Genomic DNA, 21687 nt, shown 5'->3' on the forward strand with positions numbered 1-21687 from the left:
GGGGCACGCATCGGCGTGCCCCCTCGATTGACGCGTCGTGCGGCGGGAGAGGCCCGCTGATGCGCCAGGTCCTGCTCTTGAACGCCACCTACGAACCCCTGACCACGCTCTCCCTGCACCGGGCCGTCGTGCTCGTGCTCAGGGAGAAGGCGGACGTCGTGCACCGTGACGGGCGGGGCGCCGTGTTCCGCTCGGCGAGCCGCACGCTCGACGTCCCCTCGGTGATCAGGCTTCGAAGATATGTTCGGATCCCGTACCGGTCGCGGATCCCGCTGACGAGAACCGCGCTGATGCGCCGGGACGACTACCGGTGCGCCTACTGCGGCCAGCGGGCCGAGACCATCGACCATGTCATCCCGCGCTCGCGAGGCGGCCCCCACACCTGGGAGAACTGCGTCGCGTCGTGCACGACGTGCAACCACCGCAAGGCCGACCGCATGCTGGAGGAGCTGGGGTGGACGCTCAACGTCGCCCCGGTGGTGCCACGCGGCGTCCACTGGCGGTTGATCGGCGCGCACATCGTCGGCGACCCCCAGTGGGCGCCCTACCTCGCGGAGAGCGCGGCCTGAGGACCGGGATCCGATGACGGGGCCGCCGCGGCCACCTTCGGGAACGCGGCGGCCCCGCCATGTCCGTGCGCCGGGCCGCACCTCTGGAACGCGGCGGCCCTGCCAGGTCCGCGTGCCGGCTCGCACCCTGGGAACACGGCGGTCCTGTCATGCCCACCTGCCGGGTCACACCTCGTGAACGCGTCGGCGCTCTCGCGTCCGCGCGCCGGGTCGCATCGGCTGGCGCGGAAGATCCCCGGTCGGCACAATCGCCTCATGACATGGATCTTCACCTCCGATGTCGAGGCGTACACGGGTGTGGCGGAGCCGTGGCTGCTGCGGGATCCGGTTCGCAACACCGTCCCCCTCACGGTCCTGCGCGCCATACGCAACGGCCTGTGGGGTGACAACGCGCTGCTGGGGCGGCTGGAGCGCGACGGCCAGGTCGTGGCGGCGGCCATCCAGACGCCTCCTCACTTCCTCCTGCTCCCCGCGATCCCCGCCGACGTCGTGCCGGAGCTCGCCGCCCGTCTGATCGAGACGGAGAGGGCGATCTCCGGGGTGAGCGGGCCGCTCCCGCTGGCCGAGGTGTTCGCCGCCTCCTGGTGGCGGCCCGAGGCGGGGCGCCGCGCCGAGCGCCTCTACCGGCTCGACGCGCTCGTCTCCCCTCGACCCCCGGCGGACGGGGCCTCCCGCGTCGCCGAGGCCGCCGATCTCGACCTCCTGGTCCGGTGGGGCGAGGAGTTCCAGGCCGAGGCCGAAGGCGTCGCGCCCGTCGACCTGACCCCGCTGGTGGCCAGCCGGATCGCCAGGCGCGAGCTCGTCGTGTGGGAGGCGGGCGGTCGGCCCGTCGCGTTCGCCGGGGCCTCCGTGCCCATCGGCGGTATGTCCCGGATCGGCCCGGTCTACACGGCCCCGGAGTCTCGTGGGAGGGGCTACGGCACCGCGGTCTCGCACGCGACGAGCGCCAAGGTGAGTGCCGAGGGCGCCGCCGAGGTGCTGCTCTTCACCGACCTGTCCAACCCCACGGCCAACTCGATCTATCAGGCGATCGGCTATCGGCCGGTGAGCGACTACGTCTCCATCACCTTCGCGTGATCGGTCCGGGCAACCTGGGTAACCTTGGGGGCATGCCCCGATACGACTTCCGCTGCCGCGCCTGCGGGTCCACCTTCGAGATCTCCCGCCCGATGGCCCGCTCCGGCGATCCGGCGCTCTGCCCCGACGGCCACGACGACACCGTCAAACTGCTCTCCACGGTCGCCGTGACCGGCGGCTCCACGGGCTCCTCGGCCGCTCCCCAGCCCTCCGGCGGTGGCGGCGGGTGCTGCGGCGGCGGATGCTGCGGCTAGGCACCGTCGTCAGCCGCGGCAGGAGCTCCTCCGCGGTGTCCGTCACCCGGATCGGCGCGCACCACCGGGTGACGGATCGGATGAGCCCCGCCGGCTCGCGAGACCGGCGGGGGTGACCGGCTAGGCGGCGCGCTTGCCCTGGAAGGGCAGGAACGCCTCGGCCCGGTGCGGGCGGGCCGGCACGAAGGTGGGCTCGGTGGCGATGATCCGGTCGAACCTGAACGCCCGGATCGCGCCGCGCAGGCGGCACATCCCGACGAGATACCAGTATTCGCGGTGGACCATGCAGGTCACCGGGTCGACGTCGCGGACGGTGACCCGCCCGGAGACGTCCTGGTAGTGGAGGCGGATGACAAGGCCCGAGGTGATCGCGTTGGCGATCGTCCGGGCGCGGTCGGCGGTCGGGGCGGACATCGGCTCGGTGAGGGTCGCCAGGGTGGTGGCGACGATGTCGTCGTCGAGCTCCATCTGCTCGAAGGCGTGGCGCAGGCCGCTGCGGGCGGCGTTGGCCTGCGGACCCGACCCCAGATGCGCCATCGACAGGGCGAGGGCGGCGATCTCGGCGGTCGTCAGCGGGGCGGTGAGCTTCATGACATCAGCCATACCCTGATAATACGTCCGAGCACCGACATTTTTTCGAACTTCCTGTCGGGTAAGGCATCTCTACCCGACAGGAAGCCCAGGTCAGCGGGACAGCTGTGACAGGTCGCGCGAGGCGCCGGTCGAGGCGGAGGTCGTGAGCGCGGCGTACGCCTGGAGCGCGGCGCTCACCTGGCGCTGGCGGTCGCGCGGCCGGTAGCCGCCCAGGTCGGCCAGGAGCCTCTCGCGGCGGGCGGCCAGCTCCTCCTCGGCGACCTTCAGCTCGATCGAACGGCCGGGGATGTCGATGGCGACGAGGTCGCCGTCCTCGACGAGGGCGATGGTGCCGCCCTCGGCCGCCTCGGGGGAGGCGTGGCCGATGGACAGCCCGCTCGTGCCGCCGGAGAAGCGGCCGTCGGTGACCAGCGCGCAGGCCTTGCCCAGCCCCTTGCCCTTGAGGAACGAGGTGGGGTAGAGCATCTCCTGCATGCCGGGCCCGCCCTTCGGCCCCTCGTAGCGGATCACCACGACGTCACCGGCCTTGACCTTGTTGTTGAGGATGCCCTCGACCGCGTCGTCCTGCGACTCGAAGACCACGGCCGGGCCCTCGAATTTCCAGATCGACTCGTCGACCCCGGCGGTCTTGACGATGCAGCCCTCGGTGGCGATGTTGCCGTACAGGACGGCCAGGCCGCCGTCGCGGGTGTAGGCGTGCTCGGCGTCGCGCACGCAGCCCTCGGCGCGGTCGAGGTCCAGCTCCTGCCAGCGGGCGCCCTGGGAGAAGGGCTTGATCGTGCGGGCGTTGCCGGGGGCCGCGTGCCACAGCTCCAGCGCCTCGGGCAGCACCTCGGGCGACTGGGGGTCCCAGCCGTCGAGGTAGTCGCCCAGGGTGCCGCCGTTGACGGTGTACGCGTCGCGGTGGAGCAGGCCCGCCCGGTCGAGCTCGCCGAGGATCGCCGGGATGCCGCCCGCGCGGTGGACGTCCTCGACGTGGTACTTGGCCGTGGCGGGGGCGACCTTGCACAGGCAGGGCACCCGCAGCGAGATCTCGTTGATCTCCTTCAGCCCGAAGTCGACCTGGGCCTCGCGGGCCGCGGCCAGGATGTGCAGGATCGTGTTGGTCGAGCCGCCCATCGCCACGTCCAGCGCCATGGCGTTCTCGAACGCGTCCTTGGTCGCGATGGCGCGCGGCAGGACCGTCTCGTCGTCCTGCTCGTAGTGGCGCTTGGTGATCTCCACCAGCTGGCGCCCGGCGTCCTCGAACAGCTTCCTGCGCGCCTTGTGGGTGGCGAGGATCGTGCCGTTGCCCGGCAGCGCGAGGCCGATGGCCTCGGCGAGGCAGTTCATCGAGTTGGCGGTGAACATCCCGCTGCACGAACCGCAGGTCGGGCAGGCGTTCTCCTCCATCTCCAGCAGCTCGGCGTCGGAGACGGCGTCGTCGGCGGCGGCGATCATCGGGTCGATCAGGTCGAGCTTGCCGTTGGGGGTCTTGCCCGCCTCCATCGGCCCGCCGGAGACGAAGACCGTGGGGATGTTGAGCCTGAAGGCGGCGAGCAGCATGCCCGGGGTGATCTTGTCGCAGTTGGAGATGCAGATCAGCGCGTCGGCGCAGTGCGCGTTGACCATGTACTCGACCGCGTCCGCGATCAGCTCCCGACTGGGCAGCGAGTAGAGCATGCCGCCGTGGCCCATCGCGATGCCGTCGTCGACGGCGATCGTGTTGAACTCGCGCGGGATGGCGCCCGCCTCGCGGATCGCGCCGGCGACGACGTCGCCGACCTCGCGGAGGTGGACGTGCCCGGGAACGAACTGGGTGAAGCTGTTGGCGACGGCGATGATCGGCTTGCCGAAGTCCTCACCCGCTACACCCGTCGCCCGGAGCAGGGCCCGGGCCCCGGCCATGTTCCTGCCGTGAGTGACCGTACGAGACCTGAGGGCGGGCATGAGGCTTCTCCCATCATCGAAACCGTGTCTACGAATGGTACGGCTACCGCCCGGTGCGTGAGACGCCTGTCCACGCCGCGAGACGTCCGGCCCGTGACCACATGTTCCGTGAACAGCGGATTCCGTGAACGACGTATTCCGCGAACGCCTGGCGAGCATGGCCGACGTACGGGACGGGGGCCGGGGGCGGCGAGGCGCCGCGCTGGTGTCCGGGACGGTTCCGGGACGCCGACGGGGCACGGGGTGGGCACCGGGGCGGCGGCCGGCGGGCCCGATACGGGCCCAGGGTGTTCCCCGACACTACCGAAGGTCTCCACGCCCGGCGAACCCGGGGCGAGCGACGCCCGACCGGCCGGGACCGGGGCCTCCACCGCCCGCGCGGCGGAGGCCGGGCACTCGGCGCCCGCCCCGGAGGGACCGGGCACCGGCCGCCTGCGCGGGAGGACGGCAAGGGGAGGGCGGGAGGGGAAGACGGGAGTCGCCGGGCCGGGGCGCCGTGGCGGGGCGAACTCCCGTCGGTCCCGACGGGGAAAGACTCGGTCGTGCGAAAACCGGCTCGCGGGACGGCCGGAATCAGTTCTCCGGGTAACGGGCGGGCAGGACCTGCTCGGCGGCCTCGAAGATCCTGTCGATCTCGGCGTCGGTGAGTGAGCGTTCCCGCTTGGTGATCCATTTACGGACACGACTGCCGTCGAACACGTCGACCTCGCGGACGTTGAGGACCTTCCAGGGAATGGCCGGGCCGTAGATCGCCAGAGAGGGCACGATCGTGACCTCGCGGCCCAGCTCGGCGCCGATCAGCTCTCCGGCCTGGGAGGCCTCCCAGCGGGCCTCGTCGAGGCGCGGCTTCTGGTTGAACGGCCCGTGGAACAGCTTGCGGTGCGACTGGACGCGGACCGGCAGGCGCTTGTCCCACTTCTCGGAGTCGACCGCGTAGACGCCGGTGGGACCCACGACCAGATGGTCGATCTGGGCCTCGCTGCCGGGGATCGCGCGGGCGTGCAGGGTGCGGTAACCGCCGCGCTCCAGCCGTTTCAGCTGCATCTCCGTGCGCCGCTCCGCGACCGAGGCGCGCCGCCAGGCGGGCACCGACGAGTTGGAACGGGCGCGAAGCACCGTGTCGACGATCGCGGCCACCACGGCGGCGGTGAAGCCCAGCGGCCAGCTGGCCAGCAGGACGCCCGCGAGCACGCCCACGCCGACCGAGATGATCACACGTCGGCGCAGGTGGCGGTACTTCGGGTTGTCGAGCAGGCTGCGCAGCGAGGCGCGCTCGACGGGTGCGTACGTAGACGCTGGCGCGGCGGGTCGAGACGTCGGCCGATCTTCGGCCTGTCGGTCACTGACCCAAATCGGTGACGCATTGTTACCGTCTTCTGGTACCTGACCGGAATCCACGTAACTCACGGTAGCTGACGTCCTCGGGGGTGCCTAGTATTGCGTATCTCATACTTTTGTGACCGCCGTCACCCGCTTGGCACTGCTATGAACCGGGTACCTTAGGGCTTTTTGCCATGGATAACCCTGGCCGCTGCGCCTAATCTGCGGGGCGTGACCCACATTCACGATCTTAGTGCCCTGGAGCAGGCGGCGGCCGTGCGGCGCAGGGAGATCTCACCCGTAGAGATCACCGAGCACTACCTCGACCGGATCGCCCGCCTGGACCCCGAGGTCGGCGCCTACGTGACGGTGACCCCCGAGCTCGCCCTGGAGCAGGCCCACAAGGTCGAGGCCCGGGTGCTCGCGGGGGAGGACTTCTCGGCCCTGGCCGGGGTGCCGATCCCGATCAAGGACCTCAACCTCGTCAAGGGCGTGCCGATCCGCTTCGGCTCGGCCACCTACGAGGACTTCGTCGCGCCGGTGGACGACAGCCTGGTCGAGCGCCTCAGGGACGCCGGGACGATCATGCTCGGCAAGACGGCGACCCCGGAGTTCGGGCTGCCGTGCTACACCGAGACCTCCGTCTCCCCGCCCAGCCGTACCCCGTGGGACCTCTCCCGGTCGGCGGGAGGGTCCAGCGGCGGCGCGGCGGCGGCGGTGGCCGCGGGCCTGGCCCCCGCCGCGCAGGGCAGCGACGGCGCCGGGTCGATCCGCATCCCCGCCTCGGCCTGCGGGCTGTTCGGGATCAAGCCCTCCCGGGGCAGGATCAGCTTCGCGCCGATCGTCCCCGACCTGGCGGGCATGTCGACCAACGGCCCGATCACCAGGACCGTCGCCGACGCCGCCGCGCTGCTCGACGTGATGGCCCACCACAACCCCGGTGATCTCTACCACGCGCCGCCGCCCGAGCTCGGCTCCTTCGGGGCGTACGCGGGCCGCGACCCCGGGCGCCTGCGGATCGCCCGCTACGCCGAGCCGCTGGTCCCCGGCGCCGTGCTGGACCCCGAGGTGCTCGCCGCCTACGAGCACGCCTCGGCGGAGCTGGCGGCGCTCGGGCACGAGGTGGTCGACATCGCCCCGCCGTTCGGGCCCGAGCTGGTGCCGCGCTTCGTGACGCTCTGGTACGCCTTCTCCTGCATGCACCCGGTCGACCTGACCAGGCAGGACAGGCTCAGGCCGCTGACCGCCTGGCTGCGCGAGCGCGGCTTCGCCACGCCCGCCCCCGACTTCCTGCAGGCCCAGTCGGCGCTGCAGCTCGCCACCCGGACGGGCCTGCGGGCGACCGACCCGTACGACGCCGTGCTCACCCCGACCCTGACGCAGCGGCCCCGGCCGGTGGGCTGGTTCGAGGACGTCGACGACCCCGAGGAGACCTTCGAGCGGATGAAGAGGTTCGCCGCCTTCCCCGCCGTCTACAACGTCAGCGGCCAGCCCGCGGTCAACCTCCCGCTGCACTGGAGCGCCGAGGGCCTGCCGATCGGGGTGATGCTGGCCGGGAGGTTCGGTGACGAGGGCACGCTGATCTCCGTGTCGTCGCAGGTCGAGGCCGCAGTAGGGGGTTTCTGGGGCGAGCGCAGGCCGACCGTCTGGTAGCTCTCGACGGGAGATCGGCGCCGGGTTACTTTTGAGGTGTGGACAGCGCGATCGAGGTCTTCGGCTTCCTCGTCGGAGTCTCAGGCGGCCTGTTCCTGCTCATCGCCCTGCTCGTGACGATGCCGGGCAGGATGCGAGACAGGGCCGCGAGAGGCACCTCGGCGGGTGCGGTCTGGCTGGGAGGCCCGTCCGGCAGCGAGCGGGGGATCACCGACGCGGTTCTCGTGCTGACCGAGCGGCGACCCACCGGGCCTCCGGCGCCGGAGGTCGACTGGGTCGCGCTGGCGGAGACCTCCGAGCCCGGACGGCATGTCGGCGGGGCGTCGGCGGCCTGGTGAACCGGCCGGCCGGTGGATCACCGGACCGGTGAAGGTGAGGTGGCGCAGATGCTCACTCTGACCTCGACACAGGGGGACGACGTCCGCGGTGCCCTGCGCGCCGCGGAACGGAGTACGGGACTGCGCTTCGCCGCCTACCTCGGGCCGGCGATCGGGCCGCGCCGCCACTTCTCCGAGCGGCTGCACGCCGGGCTGGGCGCCGACGCCGACAGGGGTGTGCTCGTCTTCGTGGACCAGCGGGGGAGGGGGCTGGAGATCGTCACGGGTCCGCTGGCCAGGCGGTCGCTGCCCGACGCCGAGTGCCGGGTGGCCGCGACGTCGATGGCCGCGGTGCTGGGCCTGGGCGACCTGGTGGGAGGGCTGGTCACCGGGGTCCTGATGCTCGCGGACCAGGCGTCGCGGCACGGGTGACGCCGCGATCCCGCCGGTTCAATGATCTTCAGGGCGATCCGCTCGTGCGGAAAGAAGATGATTTACCAGGATAATCGGCTCGTGCTGAGGATCATGTGGGACGCGCTGCCGGGTCGCTCTCGCGGGAGGTGCGCGGCGGAGCGGGAGCCCGTCAAGATCCTCGACTACGTCCAGGCGACGCTCGCGGACGCCCGCGGGAGGGTCCGCAAGGAGAACGAGACGGCGGCCATCCTGCTGTTCACGACGGGGGCCGCCGCCGTCGCCGCGGTCGTCGGGCTGCTGAACGGCCACTGGAGCCCCGGCCGGCTGTCCAGCAGGGCCGAGTGGCTCTGGTGGACGAGCATGTTCTTCTGGCTGATGGGGCTCCTCGTCCTCGCCGCGGCCCTCTACCGCCGTACCGCCGGGCTCGCGGGCAGGGCGCTGGAGCGGCGCCGCTTCTACCCCGGGGGGTTCGCCGACGACACCCCGCCGGCGCCGGACCCCCGCCTGGGGTACCGGCCGGAACCCGGCGCGGCCGGCCGCGACGCCGAGGCCAGGGTCGACCTGGCCGTCCTGGAGATCAGGAGACTCAACTCCGTCGGGGACGCCAAACAGCGCTACATCCGCCGGAGCGTCCTGCTCATGACGTTCTCCGTGGTCTGCTGCGGGCTGTCGGTGCTCATCGACCGCTCGCTCTGAGCCGCCCCGAGCCGGGGGCTCAGGGCTGGAGAAGCTTCACCAGGTACGTGCTGATGTCCGCCAGCAGCGTCGAGGGCGTCACCTGGGCGCCCGCGACGGCGGAGAACAGGGAGGGCAGCCCCGGCAGCGGGAAGCCGTCGTCGTCGGACGCCTCGCCGCCCACGCCGTTCTTGGCCAGCACGGTCCGGCTGCGCTCCCACGCCTCGGTGACCTCCTCGGGAGAGGGCACGCCGAACCCGTGGCCCACCGGGGCCGCGTGGCGCAACCGCACCAGCGGGGTCTCGGCGAAGGCCAGGGCCACCCGGGAGCGCAGCGCGAGGTCCTCGCGGCGCTCCGGCTCCACCCAGTCCATCGCGGTGCAGGGGTTGCGGCAGTCGGCGACACAGGTGGCCAGCGCCCCGGCCACCTGGCTGTGCTGGCGGTCGAAGTAGGCGCGCCACCCCTCGGCCGGCTCCCCGGCCACCCGCAGGGTCCGGTTCACGGCCGACTGCTCGGCCCGCGTGTGGTCGCAGTCGCGGTCGCCGATCACCCCGAACCTGCTGCCCGGCGCGGTGAGGCCCTCCGGCCAGCGCGCCGGGTCCCCGGCGCTGCCGAGCACCGGTTCGAAGGCGAGCAGCGGGAGATACTCGCTGGCGATGTGGACGGCGGCGACCATGGGGCTCAGCTCGCGCCGGTGCCACCTGACCGCGATGACCTCCAGCAGCAGCCCGTACGCGGGCCGCAGCGACTCCAGCGCGCCGCGAGGCTGCTCGCGGGGCGTCTGCGGCATCGTGCAGGCCCGGGCCCGCCGCCGCAGGTCGCTCGGCACGGCCCGCGCCTCGGCGGCGAAGTCCTCCGCGTCGAGCGACATCAGCCGCTGGCCGAACTCGCAGGCCGCCTCGATGTTGCCCGCGTCCTCCACGACGCCCGAGGCCAGGGCCCCGACGTCACCGAAGGCGTATCTGCGAGCCAGGGAGACGAGCAGGTCACGTGCCGTTTCCACGTGATTACCCTCTCACGACCCATGAACGACAGAACTGTTGTCTATGCAAAGACAACACGTGAGGTGCTTCCCACGCTTGACGACTATTTCTACCAGTGTTTGCCGGAAACCACTCAAGGCTTCGCCCGGGGGCACCCCGCGAAACCGGCCCGGCCTGATCGCCGGGGGCGGCTTCGCGGGGCGAGCCGGGCTCAGGACGCCGAGGCGTCCCTGGCCTGGTTGCGCAGGGCGCGGGCGATGCTGTCGGCGCCTTCGAGCAGCAGGCGCTTGAGGGCGTGCGGCGGCTGGGTGGACGAGATGAGGTCCTGGGTCTTGGCGACCGTCTCCGGGGAGATGTTCAGCGCCGGGTAGCAGCCGTTCGCGAAGTTCTGGGCGCTGTCAGAGCTCCAGGACGCCCAGATCTCGCTGATCTCCTCGAAGTACCTCGCCCCGTACGGCTCCAGCAGCTCCGGGTGGCGCGGGTCCATGAAACCGGCGATCGTCGAGCGGAGCAGCGCGCCGCTCAGCTTGCCCTCGGTCATCGCGGCCCAGGCGTTCGCCTTGCCCTGGACCGTGGGGATCCCGGCGCGGCAGAGGGCGGCCGAGCGCTCGCCCGTCGCGGTGGCGTCGCGCAGCAGCTCCTGGGCGATGTCCTCCTCGCCGAGCAGGCCGCCGGAGACCAGGGCCCCGGTCAGCGTCCAGCGCAGGTCGGCGTCGACGGTGAGGCCCGCAAGGACCGTCTCGCCGTCCAGCAGCCCCTTCAGGAACGCCAGGTCCTCGGTGGAGGTGGCCACGGCCGACAGCGCGTTCAGGTAGGCGAGCTGGTGGTCGGAGCCGGGCTCGGCGGCGCCGACCAGGCCGCGCAGCGCGGAGGCCAGCCGGGCCAGGCCCTGGGGGCGCCAGGCGGGGTCGGCGTACTGCTGGACGGCCAGCCGGGCCTGGCGGAGCACGGTCTGGGCGACCGTGATGTCCGCGACCGACTCGATGTTGGAGACGACCAGGGTGAGGTAGTCGCGGGTGGTCATCTCGGCGTCACGGGTCATGTCCCAGGCGGCCGACCAGCACAGCGCGCGGGGCAGGGACTCGGTGAACCTGGCGATGCCGCCCTCGGTGACGGTCCGCAGCGACCGCTCGTCGAGCCTGACCTTGGCGTACGTCAGGTCGTCGTCGTTGATCAGGACCAGGTCCGGCTGGACCTCGCCGACCAGCTCGGCCACCGGGGTGCGCGCGCCGACGACGTCCAGCTCGACCCGCTTGACGCGGACCAGCTCGCCGTCCCGCAGGGAGTACAGGCCGATGGCGACGCGGTGCGAGCGCAGCGTCGGGTAGTCGGCCGGGGCCTCCTGGAGCACGTCGAACTCCAGGAAACGGCCCTCGGGGTCGACGGTGAACGACGGGCGCAGCGTGTTGACCCAGGAGGTCTCCAGCCACTCCTTCGACCAGGAGGACAGGTCGCGCCCCGAGGTGCGCTCCAGCGCGCCGAGCAGGTCCGCGAGCGTGGTGTTGCCCCAGGCGTGCTCGTTGAAGTAGTCGCGGACCCCGGCCAGGAAGTTGTCCAGCCCCACGTAGGCGACGAGCTGCTTGAGGACCGAGGCGCCCTTGGCGTAGGTGATCCCGTCGAAGTTGACCTCGACCGCGTGCATGTCGACGATGTCGGCGGCGATCGGGTGGGTGGAGGGCAGCTGGTCCTGGCGGTAGGCCCAGGCCTTCTCGACGTTGGCGAAGGTCGTCCAGGCGCCCTGGCCCCAGCGGGTGGCCTCGGCCTGGCAGAGCACCGAGGCGTAGGTGGCGAACGACTCGTTCAGCCACAGGTCGTCCCACCAGCGCATGGTGACCAGGTCGCCGAACCACATGTGCGCCATCTCGTGCAGGATCGTCTCGGCGCGGCGCTCGATCACCGCGTCCGTGACGCGCGAGCGGAAGACGTAGTCCTCCAGGAAGGTCACGCAGCCCGCGTTCTCCATCGCCCCGGCGTTGAACTCGGGCACGAAGAGCTGGTCGTACTTCCCGAACGGGTAGCGGACGCCGAAGATCTGGTGGAAGAAGTCGAAGCCCTGCCTGGTCACCTCGAAGAGGTTGTCGGCGTCGAGGTGCTCGGCCAGCGAGGCCCGGCAGTACAGGCCCAGCGGGATGCCGTCGTGCTCGGAGGTCACCTTGTGGTACGGCCCGGCGCACAGCGCGGTGATGTAGGTCGACATCACCGGGGAGGGCGGGAAGTGCCAGCGCCTGGCCGCCTGGAGGGCCCCGTGCCTGCCCCGGTGCTCTTCCAGCTCCTCGGAGGCGTCGGGCGCCGCGTTGGAGATGACCTCCCAGTGGGAGGGCGCGAGCACGGTCAGCTCGAAGGAGGCCTTGAGGTCGGGCTGGTCGAAGCACGCGTACATCCGGTGCGCGTCGGCCGTCTCGAACTGGCTGTGCAGGTAGACGCTCTTGTCGACCGGATCGACGAAGCGGTGCAGGCCCTCGCCGGTGCGGCTGTAGGAGCAGTCGGCGTCCACCCGCAGCTCGTTGGTCTCGGCCAGGCCCGGCAGCGGCAGCCGCCCGGTCTCCGGGTCGTAGCCGCTCACGTCCAGTTCGACGCCGTTGAGGACGGCCTTGCGCACCTTGGCGCCGGCCAGATCGACGAACGTCTCCGCACCCGGCCGGGTGCTGGTGAAGCGGACCGTGGTGACGCTCTCGAAGCGCTCCTCACCCTCGGTCAGGTCGAGCTCCACCGCATAGGACTGCACGCTGAGCAGCCGTGCGCGCTCGCGCGCCTCGTCACGGGTCAGATTGCCTGCCACTACCGCTCCCTCTTCACAACTTCCCCCGCTCCATTGCTAAGGGGTGACTGAATCCTGCCACGTAAGGGCGCGGACCGCCGCTTCGCGTCAGCCTGCAGACCGATACCCGGATTTGAGAATAAAGAGGCATGTCAAGGTATTAATAAGCCTGTGGAATAGGGGACTCCGTCGTCCGGGTTGTCGCTACCGAACAAGCCTCACGACCAGGAAGCCGGAGAAAATGACTGAGCGCACCCCTGTGGATCTCTGGTTCGACCCCTTCTGCCCGTTCGCGTGGATGACCTCTCGCTGGTTGCTGGAGGTGGAGAAGGTGCGGTCGATCGAGCCGCGCTGGCACATCATGAGCCTCAACGTGCTGAACGAGGACAAGGACGTCCCCGACGCCTACCGCGAGATGATCGCCGAGGCCATCGGGCCGGTCCGGGTGGTCGCGGCCGTGCAGGAGAAGTACGACTCCGAGACGGTCGGCCGCCTCTACACCGAGCTTGGCACCCGTTTCCACAACCAGGGCAGGCTCAAGGAGCTCGACACGCTCCGCGAGACCGTCCAGGAGGCCCTGGAGGCCGCCGGGCTGGACCGCGCGTTCGCCGACGCGATGGACTCGACGGAGTTCGACGAAGCGGTGCGCGCCTCGCACAACGACGGCATCGACCGGGTCGGCCAGGAGGTCGGCACCCCGGTGATCTCCATCGGGGACGTCGCCTTCTTCGGCCCGGTCATCTCGCCCGCCCCCAAGGGCGAGGAGGCCGGCAAGCTCTGGGACGGCGTGCGCCTGGTGGCGGGCACCGACGGGTTCTTCGAGCTCAAGCGCTCCAGGACCCGCCAGCCGATCTTCGACTGATCCGTGTCCTCCCGCCGCCGTTCCCGTCCGCCGCGCGCGACCGCGGCCGGGGCCGGCCCGGGAGCGGACGGCGGGTCCGGTCCCGCCCCACCCGCCCGCGTGGCCCCGCTGTGCTCCCGTACAACGATCACCGTCGTACGGGAGCCGCGCCCGGCTCGCCCTCGCGCAACGACGGCACGCACGCAAGGATGAGGGGATGCGCCACCTTTATCTGAACGGAGCCTGGCAGTCGTCCGCGTCGGCCGAGAGCATCGACGTGATCAATCCCGCGACCGAGGAGCTGATCGACCGGGTCCCCGCGGGGTCGCCCGCCGACGTCGACGCCGCCGTGGCCGCCGCGCGCGCGGCCTTCCCCTCCTGGTCGGCGACGGCCCCCGCCGAGCGGGGCAGGATCCTCGCCGCGGCCGCGGACCTGATACGAGAACGCTCCGACCAGATAGCCAGGATCATCTCCACGGACATGGGCGCCCCGTACGGCCTGGCGATGAGGGTGCAGACGCTGATGCCGGCCGGGGTGCTGGCCTCCTACGCCCAGCTGGCCGAGACCTACGACTTCGAGGGCGGGCAGGTCGGCAACTCCCGCGTCTTCAGGGAGCCGGTCGGGGTGGTCGCCGCCATCACCCCCTGGAACTACCCGCTCCACCAGGTCGTCTGCAAGGTGGGCGCCGCGCTCGCCGCGGGCTGCACGGTGGTGCTGAAGCCCAGCGAGGTGGCGCCGCTGGCGGCCTTCGCGCTCGCCGGGATCTTCGACGAGGTCGGCCTGCCCGCCGGGGTCCTCAACGTGGTCAGCGGGTACGGCCCGGTGGTGGGCGAGGCCCTGGCCGCCCATCCCGGGGTGGACATGGTGTCGTTCACCGGCTCGACCCGGGCCGGGCGCCGGGTGGCCGCGCTCGCGGCCGAGTCGATCAAGCGGGTGGCCCTGGAACTCGGCGGCAAGTCCGCCAGCCTGGTCCTGCCGGACGCCGACCTGGGGGCGGCCGTCAAGGCGACGGTGGCCAACGCCTTCGTCAACTCCGGCCAGACCTGTTCGGCATGGACCCGCATGATCGTCCATCGCGACCGGTACGACGAGGCGGTCCGTCTCGCCGTCGAGGCCGCGGGCAGGTACGTCGTCGGCGACCCCTTCGACGAGGCGACCAGGCTCGGCCCGCTCGTGTCCGCGGCCCAGCGTGACCGGGTCGTCCGCTACATCAACCGGGGCCAGGAGGAAGGCGCCCGGCTGGTCGCCGGAGGCACCGACCGGCCCCTGTCGCGCGGCTTCTACGTCGAGCCCACGGTGTTCGCCGGGGTGGAGCCGGGGATGGTGATCGAGCAGGAGGAGATCTTCGGCCCGGTCCTCACGATCATCCCCTACCTCAGGGGCGAGGACGAGGCGGTCACCATCGCCAACGGCACGCCGTACGGCCTGGCGGGCGCGGTGTGGGCGGGCAGCGAGCAGCGCGCGGTCGAGGTCGCCCGGCGGCTGCGCACCGGCCAGGTGTCGGTCAACGGCGGCCGGTTCAACCCGCGGGCGCCCTTCGGCGGCTACAAGCAGTCGGGCCTGGGCCGCGAGCTGGGCGAGTTCGGGCTCGAGGAGTATCTGGAGATCAAGGCCGTCCAGCTCTGACCCGGTGATCGGGGCCGTCCGGCTCCGGGGTCAGGGGGCCTGGAGCAGGACCTTCCTCGCGGCCTCCCTGGCCAGCCTGTCGACGTACAGCCTGCCGTCGAGGTGGTCGGTCTCGTGCTGGAAGCAGCGCGCCAGCATGCCCCGGGCCCTGATCCGGATCGGCCGCCCCAGCCGGTCCAGGCCGCTCACGGTGACCCCCGCGGCCCGGGGCGTCCTGGCGTAGATGGGGGTGCCGGTCCCGCGGTCGGGGACGGACAGGCAGCCCTCCTCGTCGAGGACCTCGGTGTCGTCGTCCACGGTCAGCTCGGGGTTGATCACGTGGCCCTTGCGGTTGCTGCAGTCGTAGACGAAGATCCGCTTCGACACGCCGATCTGCGGGCCGGCCAGGCCCACGCCCTGCGCGGCGTACATCACGTCGAACATCTCGTCGATCATGCGCCGCAGGTCGCGGTCGAAGTCGATGATCGGCTCGGCGGGGGTGCGCAGGACAGGGTCACCGACCACTCGGATGTCACGCATGTGGGGGATCTCTCTTGTAAGGGTTCCATGAGCATTACGGCTATTACTCTAGCCGGGGGCCGGGTGGAGCCGCCCGCGTACACCTGCGAAACTGTGCGGGTGCGCGTCTACATCGGTGCCGACCATGCCGGCTATGAGCTCAAGAACCACGTCGTCTCCTGGCTGAAGGAGCACGGCCACGAGGTCGAGGACTGCGGTCCCTTCGTCTACGACGCGGAGGACGACTACCCGCCCTTCGTGCTGCGCGCGGCCGAGGGCGTCGTGGGTGACCCGGGCAGCCTGGGCGTCGTCATCGGCGGTTCGGGCAACGGCGAGCAGATCGCGGCCAACAAGGTGCGCGGGGTCCGCGCCGCCCTGGCCTGGAGCGAGGAGACCGCCAGGCTCGCCCGCGAGCACAACAACGCCAACGTCGTCAGCCTCGGCTCGCGGATGCACGAGCCGGAGGAGGCGATCCGGTTCGTCGAGACCTTCCTCGGCACCTCCTACTCCGGGGCCGAGCGGCACAACCGCAGGATCGCGCAGCTCGACTCGTACGAGACCATCGGCCAGCTCCCGCCGCTGCCGTAGCCCCCGGCCCCCTACCGGTGGCGGTCGCGGGGCGGAGACTCCCCGCGCGGCGGCTCCTTGCGGGCCCCGTTGCGCGCCGGCTCCTTGCGAGGCGTCTCGTCACGCAGGGGGCGGCGGTCCGCGGCCTCCTGCTGCTCCCGCGACGGGCGTGAGACGTCTCGCGCCCGCATCGCGGTGATCGCGTTGATCTGCAAGCTCTGCAGTGCCATGCCCGCCACGATAACCCGCTCCGGTCCTGTGCGGCTCTCGATGGACGGGGCCGTCAGAAGACCAGGCCGGCCCAGGGGGCGGGGTCCCACGACATGGCGGTGGACAGCTCCCGCAGGGCCCCCGCACGCGACTCGCGCACCACCCCCGCGGCCAGCAGCGCCGCCAGCGGTCGCCCGCCCAGGTAGGCGGCGCCCAGCACGGCGACGGGCATGGTCAGGTCGGCGGGGTCGTCGCAGGGCGCGCAGCGGGCGCCGGAGGTGTCGGCCGTCAGCCGCCAGCGGCGCGCGTTCCACGGGCACACGGTGTCCTCGACCTCGATCACCACGTCCACCGGCGCGCTGTAGCTGCGGGCCGGAAGGGCCCGCTCGACGTCCACGACGCGGATCCAGAGGTCGTCCTGCCAGAGCGCGTGGAGCACGCGCGGCTCGGCCAGCAGGTGGATCAGCGGGTCGTCCGAGGGCCGGGCCTGGGTGACGACGTGCGAGACCAGGTCGCGGTCCAGGACGTGCCGCCAGAGCAGCGCGTAGGCGGCGGGGTCGAGGCCGAACAGCTCCTTGAGCCGCAGCTCGCCGGCGGGAAGGTCGTGGTCGTCGAAGGCGGCCTTGATCCGGAAGAGCGCGTAGCCGCGCGGGCCGCCGTCGTCCTCGGCGACCACGGCGCGCAGCGGACCGGCGCCGCCCTGGTCGGAGTCCTGGTCGGTCAGCACCGTGTCCCAGCGGCCGGGCGTGCGGGCGTACAGCCCCGGACGCTCCTCGAACGCCGACTCGTAGATCTTCTCGAAGGCTGACCTGGCCTCCGCGGGCCTGACGACGCGCAGCCGCAGGGCGGGATCGGCCGGGGCGTGCCGGGTGAAGGCCGCCCTCGCGGTGGGGATCCGGAAGGGCATGCAGTCGGCGGCCCTGCCGTAGCCGTAACGGCCGTAGATCGCGGCCTCGGCCGCGTAGAGCGCGGCGACGGCCTCGCCCCGCTCGCGCAGGTCGGACAGCTGGCGGGTCATCAGCGAGGTGAGGATGCCCCGGCGGCGGTGCGAGGGCAGCACGCTGACCGCCGTGACGCCGCCGACCGGGATCGGCCCGCCGGGCACGGTCATGCTGAAGCTGTGCACGGCGGTGGTGCCCACCAGCAGATCGCCGTCGAACACGCCGAGCGTACGGTCGAACTCGGTGTTGCGCCTGTAGGTCTCCTGCCGGTGTTCCGGTATGGCGGCGCCGAACGCCTCCTCGTCCACGGTGATCCAAGCGGACCATTCGGATTCGCTGATGGGACGTAGGCTGAGAGTCATCTTCCAAACGGTAGTAGGGGACAAACGGCTCCGGCCATCTAATATCCCTGCTTAATGATCAAGGCGTTGGTCAAGTGGGCTGCCCAAAGGGGGGACAGCCAGATACAGTCGAGCGCATCATGAGTTCCCGTCCGGTGCCGCTGCTCCCTCCGGCGCTCCGCGCGTTCCTGGTCCGCGTCCCCCTTCTCGTCCCCGTCGTGCGCTTCCTGCGGCGCGGCCCCCTGGCGCGCGACCGAAACCTGCTCATCACCCTGACCCTGCTGACCCTGCTGATCGGCGGGCTGGCCGCCAGGGTGTCCATGGAGTGGTTCTCCCCGGCGCTCATGATCCCGATCACCCTCGTGGCGGGACTCCAGCTCAGGCTGAACAGCCTCGCCAAGCTGCTGTGCGCGGTCACGATCTCCCTGATCTACGTGGCGGTGGTGCGCGGGGTGGGACACATCGGTCCCGGCCTGCTGGTCACCTTCGGCTTCACCGCGGTGCTGGCCGCGCTGATGGCCCGCACCCGGGGCAAGCTCGGCGTGCAGGGCCTGCGCGGCGACGCGATGCTGCTGGAGTTGCGCGACCGTCTCAAGAGCCAGAGCGACCTGCCCCCGCTGCCCAAGGAGTGGGGCTCCAAGGTGGTCCTCAAGCAGGCCGGGGGCTCCTCCTTCGGCGGCGACTTCCTGGTCTCCATGCGCGAGGGCGACACGCTGGACCTCGCTCTGGTCGACGTGTCGGGCAAGGGCGTCGACGCGGGCACCCGGGCGCTGCTGCTGTCGGGCACCTTCGGCGGGCTGCTCGGCTCGGTCGCCGACTTCCTGCCCGCCTGCAACACCTACCTGCACCGCCAGCGCGAGGCCGAGGGCTTCGTCACGGCGGTCCATCTGCGCCTCAACCTCGTGACGGGCGAGTACGTCATCACCTCGGCCGGTCACCCCCCGGTGGTCAAGTTCGAGTCGGGCACCGGCACGTGGCGGGTCTCCCCGGCCAAGGGGGTCGTCCTCGGCGTCGTGCCCGACCTGCACTGCGAGGCCGACCAGGGGATGCTGCGCAAGGGCGACGCGCTCATGCTCTACACCGACGGCCTGATCGAGCAGCCGGGGCGCGACATCGACGCCGGCCTCGACCGCCTGCTGGGAGAGGCCGAGCGCCTGATGCCCTCGGGGTTCCGTGACGGCGCCCGCAACCTGGTCGCCTCCATGTCGTCGGGCCACAACGACGACTGCGCCCTCATCCTCATCTGGCGCCCCTGAGACCCGTTGTCCCGGGGAACCGGGCGGGGTTCAGAGCCAGCCGGAGTCTCCGGCGATGCGTACGGCGTCGAGACGGTTGCGCGCCTGGGTCTTGCACATGATCCGCGACAGGTGGTTGCGGACCGTTCCCACGGAGAGGAACAGCTGGTCGGCGATCTCGCTGGACTTGGCCCCCTGCGCGACCAGCCGGAGCACGTCGAGCTCCCTGCGGGTCAGGGGGTTCTCCACCGCCCGCAGGGCCGCCACCGCGAGCTCGGAGTCGACCGCGCGCCGTCCGGCCGCCACCTGGCGGACGCCGTCGGCCAGCCGCTCGGGAGCGACCTCCAGGCCCATGAACCCGAGGGCGTGGGCGGCGAAGGCCCGGCGGACCTGGCCGGGGCTGGGGTCGCGCGACAGCAGGAGGACCCCGCAGCCGGGAGCCTCCTCGTGCAGTCGGAGCGCGGTGGTGAAACCGCAGACGTCCGGCAGGTCGAGACCGATGACCGCCGTCTCCGGCGCGTGCCGCAGGACGGCGGGGAGCACGTGCTCCCCGTCGGCCACGTCGGCCACCACCTTCATGTCGGCCTCGTTCTCCAGCGTCGCCACCAGCCCGCGACGGACCAGGGGAAGATGTTCGGCAACCAGGATCCCGATCAAAACGCTCCTATCTCTCGCGCCCTCACCCTCACCTTCATCAAAGGGTGTTCGTGCGATCGCTGAATGTCAACGGAGTGCGTCCAATCGGCAAAGGGCCGGGAACGGCCCGATCGAGGGAGCGGCCGGGAACGCCGCTTCTCCACGGCTTCTCCTCGGCTTCTCCACGGCGGCGTGCGGGCCGGATACTTGGGCTAACCTCTTATGGGGCATTGTCGGTGAAACCGCGATGGGGGTATGAACCTGTGAGCTGGCTCTCCGTGGTCGGGGTCATCGTCTTTCTCGTGGGACTGATGGTGTCGATCGGGCTGCACGAGATCGGCCACCTGGTGCCGGCCAAGTTGTTCGGTGTCAAGGTCACCCAGTACATGGTCGGGTTCGGCCCGACGATGTGGTCGCGCCGCAAGGGCGACACCGAGTACGGCATCAAGTGGCTCCCGCTCGGCGGCTACATCCGCATGATCGGCATGCTGCCGCCCCGGCCCACCGACGCCCCCGGCAAGGTGCGCTCGGTCTCCACGGGCCCCTGGCAGGGCCTGATCGAGAACGCCCGCGACGTGGCCCTGGAGGACGTGCGGCCGGGCGACGAGGACCGGGTGTTCTACCGCAAGCCCTGGTGGCAGAAGGTCATCATCATGTCCGGCGGCCCGGCGATGAACTTCGTGCTGGCGTTCATCCTGTTCGGCGTCGTGCTCATGGGGTTCGGCATTCCCACGCAGAAGACCGAGATCGCCTCGATCCCGCAGTGCGTGAAGACCGCCGCCGAGTACGCCAAGAACCCCGAGTGCACCGCGACCGACAAGCCCAGCCCGGCCAGCGAGGCGGGGCTGAGGCCGGGAGACGTCATCGTGTCCGTGGCGGGCAGGCCCGCCGCGAGCTGGGACGCCGCGACGCGGGCCATCCGCGACCACGGCGCGGGCCCGATCGCGATCGGCGTCAGGCGGGCCGGTCAGGACCTGACCGTCAACGCCAGCCTCATCGCCCAGGACCGCGAGTCGCTGGACGAGCCGGGCAAGATCGAAAAAGGTGTCGGATACCTCGGGGTGAGCCCGAAGATCGTCATCGAGCAGCAGAGCTTCGGCGCCGTGGCCGCGCACATGGGGGATCTCACCTCGGCCACCGCCGCCTCGCTGCTCAGGTTCCCCGAGAAGATGGTGGGCGTCTGGCACGCCGCCTTCTCCGGGGACGAGCGCGACAGGAACGGCCCGATCGGTGTCATCGGCGTCAGCCGCATCGGCGGTGAGATCGCCGCCGCCGCGATCCCGCTGGAAAACAAGATCGTCGTCTTCATCAACCTGCTGGCGGGCTTCAACCTGGCGATCGGCCTGTTCAACCTGATCCCGCTGCTTCCCCTGGACGGCGGCCACGTCGCGGGCGGCCTGTGGGAGGGTCTCAAGCGCGGCTTCGCCCGCGTCGCCCGCCGCCCCACGCCCGGCCACGTCGACATCGCCAAGGCGCTTCCGCTCACCTACGCGATCGCCTTCCTGATGATCATCATGGCGGGCCTGCTGATGTACGCCGACCTGGTCAACCCGGTCCGCCTGTCCGGCTGACCGTCTTCCCCTCCCCGGGCGGATCTCCTCGGCCCGCGCGGTGTGTGCCGGGGCCGGGGCGGTCGGCGCGGCGTATCCGCCCGAAGAGGTTAGGGTGACGCCGTGAACGAGGGAACGCCTGGAGCGATGATCGACGTGGCCCTGTTCCGGCTGCGCCGGATCTGGTCGCGGCCGCTGCGCGCGCGCAGGGCCGGGGAGCCGCAGCCGCCGGTGCACATGTCGAACGTGATGGTCGTGCACGCCGTGCACAAGCTGGGCCTGGACGTGCCCGAGGTGACCGTGGGCGCCGTCGCCGAGCAGCTGGGCGTCGATCCCTCCACGGCCAGCAGGCTGGTCAACGACGCGGTCGGCGCGGGGTTCGTGGAGCGCGAGGAGTCGGCCGTGGACGCCAGGCGGGCCCGGCTCGTGCCGAGCGAGCGGGGCCGCCGCGTGCTGGAGGTGGTGGTCCGCCACCGGCGCACCTACCTGGACGGCCTGATGGCCGACTGGGACGAGCCGGACCGCGAGGCCTTCGCCCGGCTTCTCGACCGTTTCGCCGAGGCCGCCATCGCCCGCCCGGCGAACCTCGCCAACCTCGACCGGATGATCGCCGAGACGATCGTGGAGACCTCGGCCCCGGGCTGACCCGGCCGTTGTCGCGGCCGGTCCTCCACGGGGCGCGTGTCCCACGGGGCCGG

The 21687-nt window shown here is 71.5% G+C and carries 22 protein-coding genes; 13 read left to right on the forward strand and 9 right to left on the reverse strand.

What is annotated here, in order from left to right:
- Window positions 1-59 precede the first annotated feature (59 nt).
- From AC5L38_RS14930 to AC5L38_RS14940, 3 genes are all read left to right on the forward strand, one after another.
- On the forward strand, window positions 60-569 hold the full coding sequence (locus AC5L38_RS14930; RefSeq protein ID WP_329084484.1) for an HNH endonuclease: 510 nt from the start codon (window positions 60-62) through the stop codon (window positions 567-569).
- Between the two features lie 255 nt (window positions 570-824).
- Window positions 825-1646: a GNAT family N-acetyltransferase gene (locus tag AC5L38_RS14935; RefSeq protein ID WP_495243384.1), complete on the forward strand. Its 822-nt coding sequence runs from the start codon at window positions 825-827 to the stop codon at window positions 1644-1646.
- 32 nt (window positions 1647-1678) lie between these two features.
- Window positions 1679-1900 carry an FmdB family zinc ribbon protein gene (locus tag AC5L38_RS14940; protein WP_495243385.1) on the forward strand — a complete coding sequence of 74 codons (222 nt, stop codon included), beginning with the start codon at window positions 1679-1681 and terminating at the stop codon, window positions 1898-1900.
- A gap of 120 nt (window positions 1901-2020) precedes the next feature.
- Here the strand turns inward: AC5L38_RS14940 and AC5L38_RS14945 are convergent, their stop codons facing one another.
- The 3 genes from AC5L38_RS14945 to AC5L38_RS14955 all read right to left on the reverse strand — a co-directional run bounded on the left by AC5L38_RS14945 (window position 2021) and on the right by AC5L38_RS14955 (window position 5638).
- On the reverse strand, window positions 2021-2503 hold the full coding sequence (locus AC5L38_RS14945) for a helix-turn-helix transcriptional regulator (protein ID WP_495243386.1): 483 nt from the start codon (window positions 2501-2503) through the stop codon (window positions 2021-2023).
- Between the two features lie 81 nt (window positions 2504-2584).
- Window positions 2585-4423 (reverse strand): dihydroxy-acid dehydratase, encoded by a 1839-nt coding sequence (ilvD, locus tag AC5L38_RS14950; protein WP_495243387.1) that lies wholly within the window; start codon window positions 4421-4423, stop codon window positions 2585-2587.
- Between the two features lie 573 nt (window positions 4424-4996).
- A complete protein-coding gene (locus tag AC5L38_RS14955) occupies window positions 4997-5638 on the reverse strand; it encodes a nuclease-related domain-containing protein (RefSeq protein ID WP_435286595.1) in 642 nt (213 codons plus the stop codon).
- 336 nt (window positions 5639-5974) lie between these two features.
- Here AC5L38_RS14955 and AC5L38_RS14960 point away from each other — a divergent pair, with 336 nt between their 5' ends.
- The 4 genes from AC5L38_RS14960 to AC5L38_RS14975 all read left to right on the forward strand — a co-directional run bounded on the left by AC5L38_RS14960 (window position 5975) and on the right by AC5L38_RS14975 (window position 8823).
- On the forward strand, window positions 5975-7396 hold the full coding sequence (locus tag AC5L38_RS14960) for an amidase (RefSeq protein WP_495243388.1): 1422 nt from the start codon (window positions 5975-5977) through the stop codon (window positions 7394-7396).
- A gap of 38 nt (window positions 7397-7434) precedes the next feature.
- On the forward strand, window positions 7435-7734 hold the full coding sequence (locus tag AC5L38_RS14965) for a hypothetical protein (RefSeq protein ID WP_495243389.1): 300 nt from the start codon (window positions 7435-7437) through the stop codon (window positions 7732-7734).
- Window positions 7735-7773: 39 nt separating this feature from the next.
- Complete coding sequence (locus AC5L38_RS14970; protein WP_495243390.1) at window positions 7774-8145, forward strand: TPM domain-containing protein; 372 nt, start codon at window positions 7774-7776, stop codon at window positions 8143-8145.
- An 81-nt stretch (window positions 8146-8226) separates the two neighbouring features.
- Window positions 8227-8823, forward strand: coding sequence for a Pycsar system effector family protein (locus AC5L38_RS14975; RefSeq protein WP_495243391.1), 597 nt, complete (start codon window positions 8227-8229; stop codon window positions 8821-8823).
- Between the two features lie 19 nt (window positions 8824-8842).
- On the opposite strand, the gene AC5L38_RS14980 is transcribed toward AC5L38_RS14975, so the two are convergent.
- Together AC5L38_RS14980 and pepN are read right to left on the reverse strand one after the other, a co-directional pair.
- Window positions 8843-9805: a hypothetical protein gene (locus AC5L38_RS14980; protein WP_495243392.1), complete on the reverse strand. Its 963-nt coding sequence runs from the start codon at window positions 9803-9805 to the stop codon at window positions 8843-8845.
- A gap of 191 nt (window positions 9806-9996) precedes the next feature.
- Complete coding sequence (gene pepN / locus AC5L38_RS14985) at window positions 9997-12564, reverse strand: aminopeptidase N (RefSeq protein ID WP_495243393.1); 2568 nt, start codon at window positions 12562-12564, stop codon at window positions 9997-9999.
- Between the two features lie 220 nt (window positions 12565-12784).
- Between pepN and AC5L38_RS14990 the strand changes: the two genes are divergently transcribed.
- Window positions 12785-13405: a mycothiol-dependent nitroreductase Rv2466c family protein gene (locus AC5L38_RS14990; RefSeq protein WP_495243394.1), complete on the forward strand. Its 621-nt coding sequence runs from the start codon at window positions 12785-12787 to the stop codon at window positions 13403-13405.
- Between the two features lie 196 nt (window positions 13406-13601).
- Window positions 13602-15011: an aldehyde dehydrogenase family protein gene (locus AC5L38_RS14995; RefSeq protein WP_495243395.1), complete on the forward strand. Its 1410-nt coding sequence runs from the start codon at window positions 13602-13604 to the stop codon at window positions 15009-15011.
- Window positions 15012-15041: 30 nt separating this feature from the next.
- Here the strand turns inward: AC5L38_RS14995 and def are convergent, their stop codons facing one another.
- Window positions 15042-15530, reverse strand: a complete 489-nt coding sequence (def, locus tag AC5L38_RS15000; protein WP_495243396.1) for a peptide deformylase — start codon at window positions 15528-15530, stop codon at window positions 15042-15044.
- Between the two features lie 99 nt (window positions 15531-15629).
- Here def and AC5L38_RS15005 point away from each other — a divergent pair, with 99 nt between their 5' ends.
- Entirely contained in the window at window positions 15630-16097 is a 468-nt protein-coding gene (locus AC5L38_RS15005) for a ribose-5-phosphate isomerase (protein ID WP_495243397.1), read from the forward strand.
- Between the two features lie 11 nt (window positions 16098-16108).
- On the opposite strand, the gene AC5L38_RS15010 is transcribed toward AC5L38_RS15005, so the two are convergent.
- Both AC5L38_RS15010 and AC5L38_RS15015 read right to left on the reverse strand, forming a co-directional pair.
- Window positions 16109-16306 (reverse strand): hypothetical protein, encoded by a 198-nt coding sequence (locus AC5L38_RS15010; protein WP_495243398.1) that lies wholly within the window; start codon window positions 16304-16306, stop codon window positions 16109-16111.
- 53 nt (window positions 16307-16359) lie between these two features.
- Window positions 16360-17589, reverse strand: coding sequence for a GNAT family N-acetyltransferase (locus AC5L38_RS15015; protein ID WP_495243399.1), 1230 nt, complete (start codon window positions 17587-17589; stop codon window positions 16360-16362).
- Between the two features lie 119 nt (window positions 17590-17708).
- Here AC5L38_RS15015 and AC5L38_RS15020 point away from each other — a divergent pair, with 119 nt between their 5' ends.
- Window positions 17709-18824 carry a PP2C family protein-serine/threonine phosphatase gene (locus AC5L38_RS15020; protein WP_495243400.1) on the forward strand — a complete coding sequence of 372 codons (1116 nt, stop codon included), beginning with the start codon at window positions 17709-17711 and terminating at the stop codon, window positions 18822-18824.
- Between the two features lie 30 nt (window positions 18825-18854).
- Here AC5L38_RS15020 and AC5L38_RS15025 read toward each other — a convergent pair whose 3' ends face one another.
- Window positions 18855-19460, reverse strand: coding sequence for a LuxR C-terminal-related transcriptional regulator (locus AC5L38_RS15025; protein WP_495243401.1), 606 nt, complete (start codon window positions 19458-19460; stop codon window positions 18855-18857).
- 242 nt (window positions 19461-19702) lie between these two features.
- Between AC5L38_RS15025 and AC5L38_RS15030 the strand changes: the two genes are divergently transcribed.
- On the forward strand, window positions 19703-21010 hold the full coding sequence (locus tag AC5L38_RS15030) for a M50 family metallopeptidase (protein WP_495243402.1): 1308 nt from the start codon (window positions 19703-19705) through the stop codon (window positions 21008-21010).
- 102 nt (window positions 21011-21112) lie between these two features.
- The gene (locus AC5L38_RS15035; RefSeq protein ID WP_495243403.1) at window positions 21113-21634 is read left to right on the forward strand and encodes a MarR family winged helix-turn-helix transcriptional regulator; all 522 of its coding nucleotides are present in this window, start codon (window positions 21113-21115) and stop codon (window positions 21632-21634) included.
- Window positions 21635-21687: the final 53 nt, after the last annotated feature.

The organism is Streptosporangium nanhuense (genome assembly GCF_059358815.1).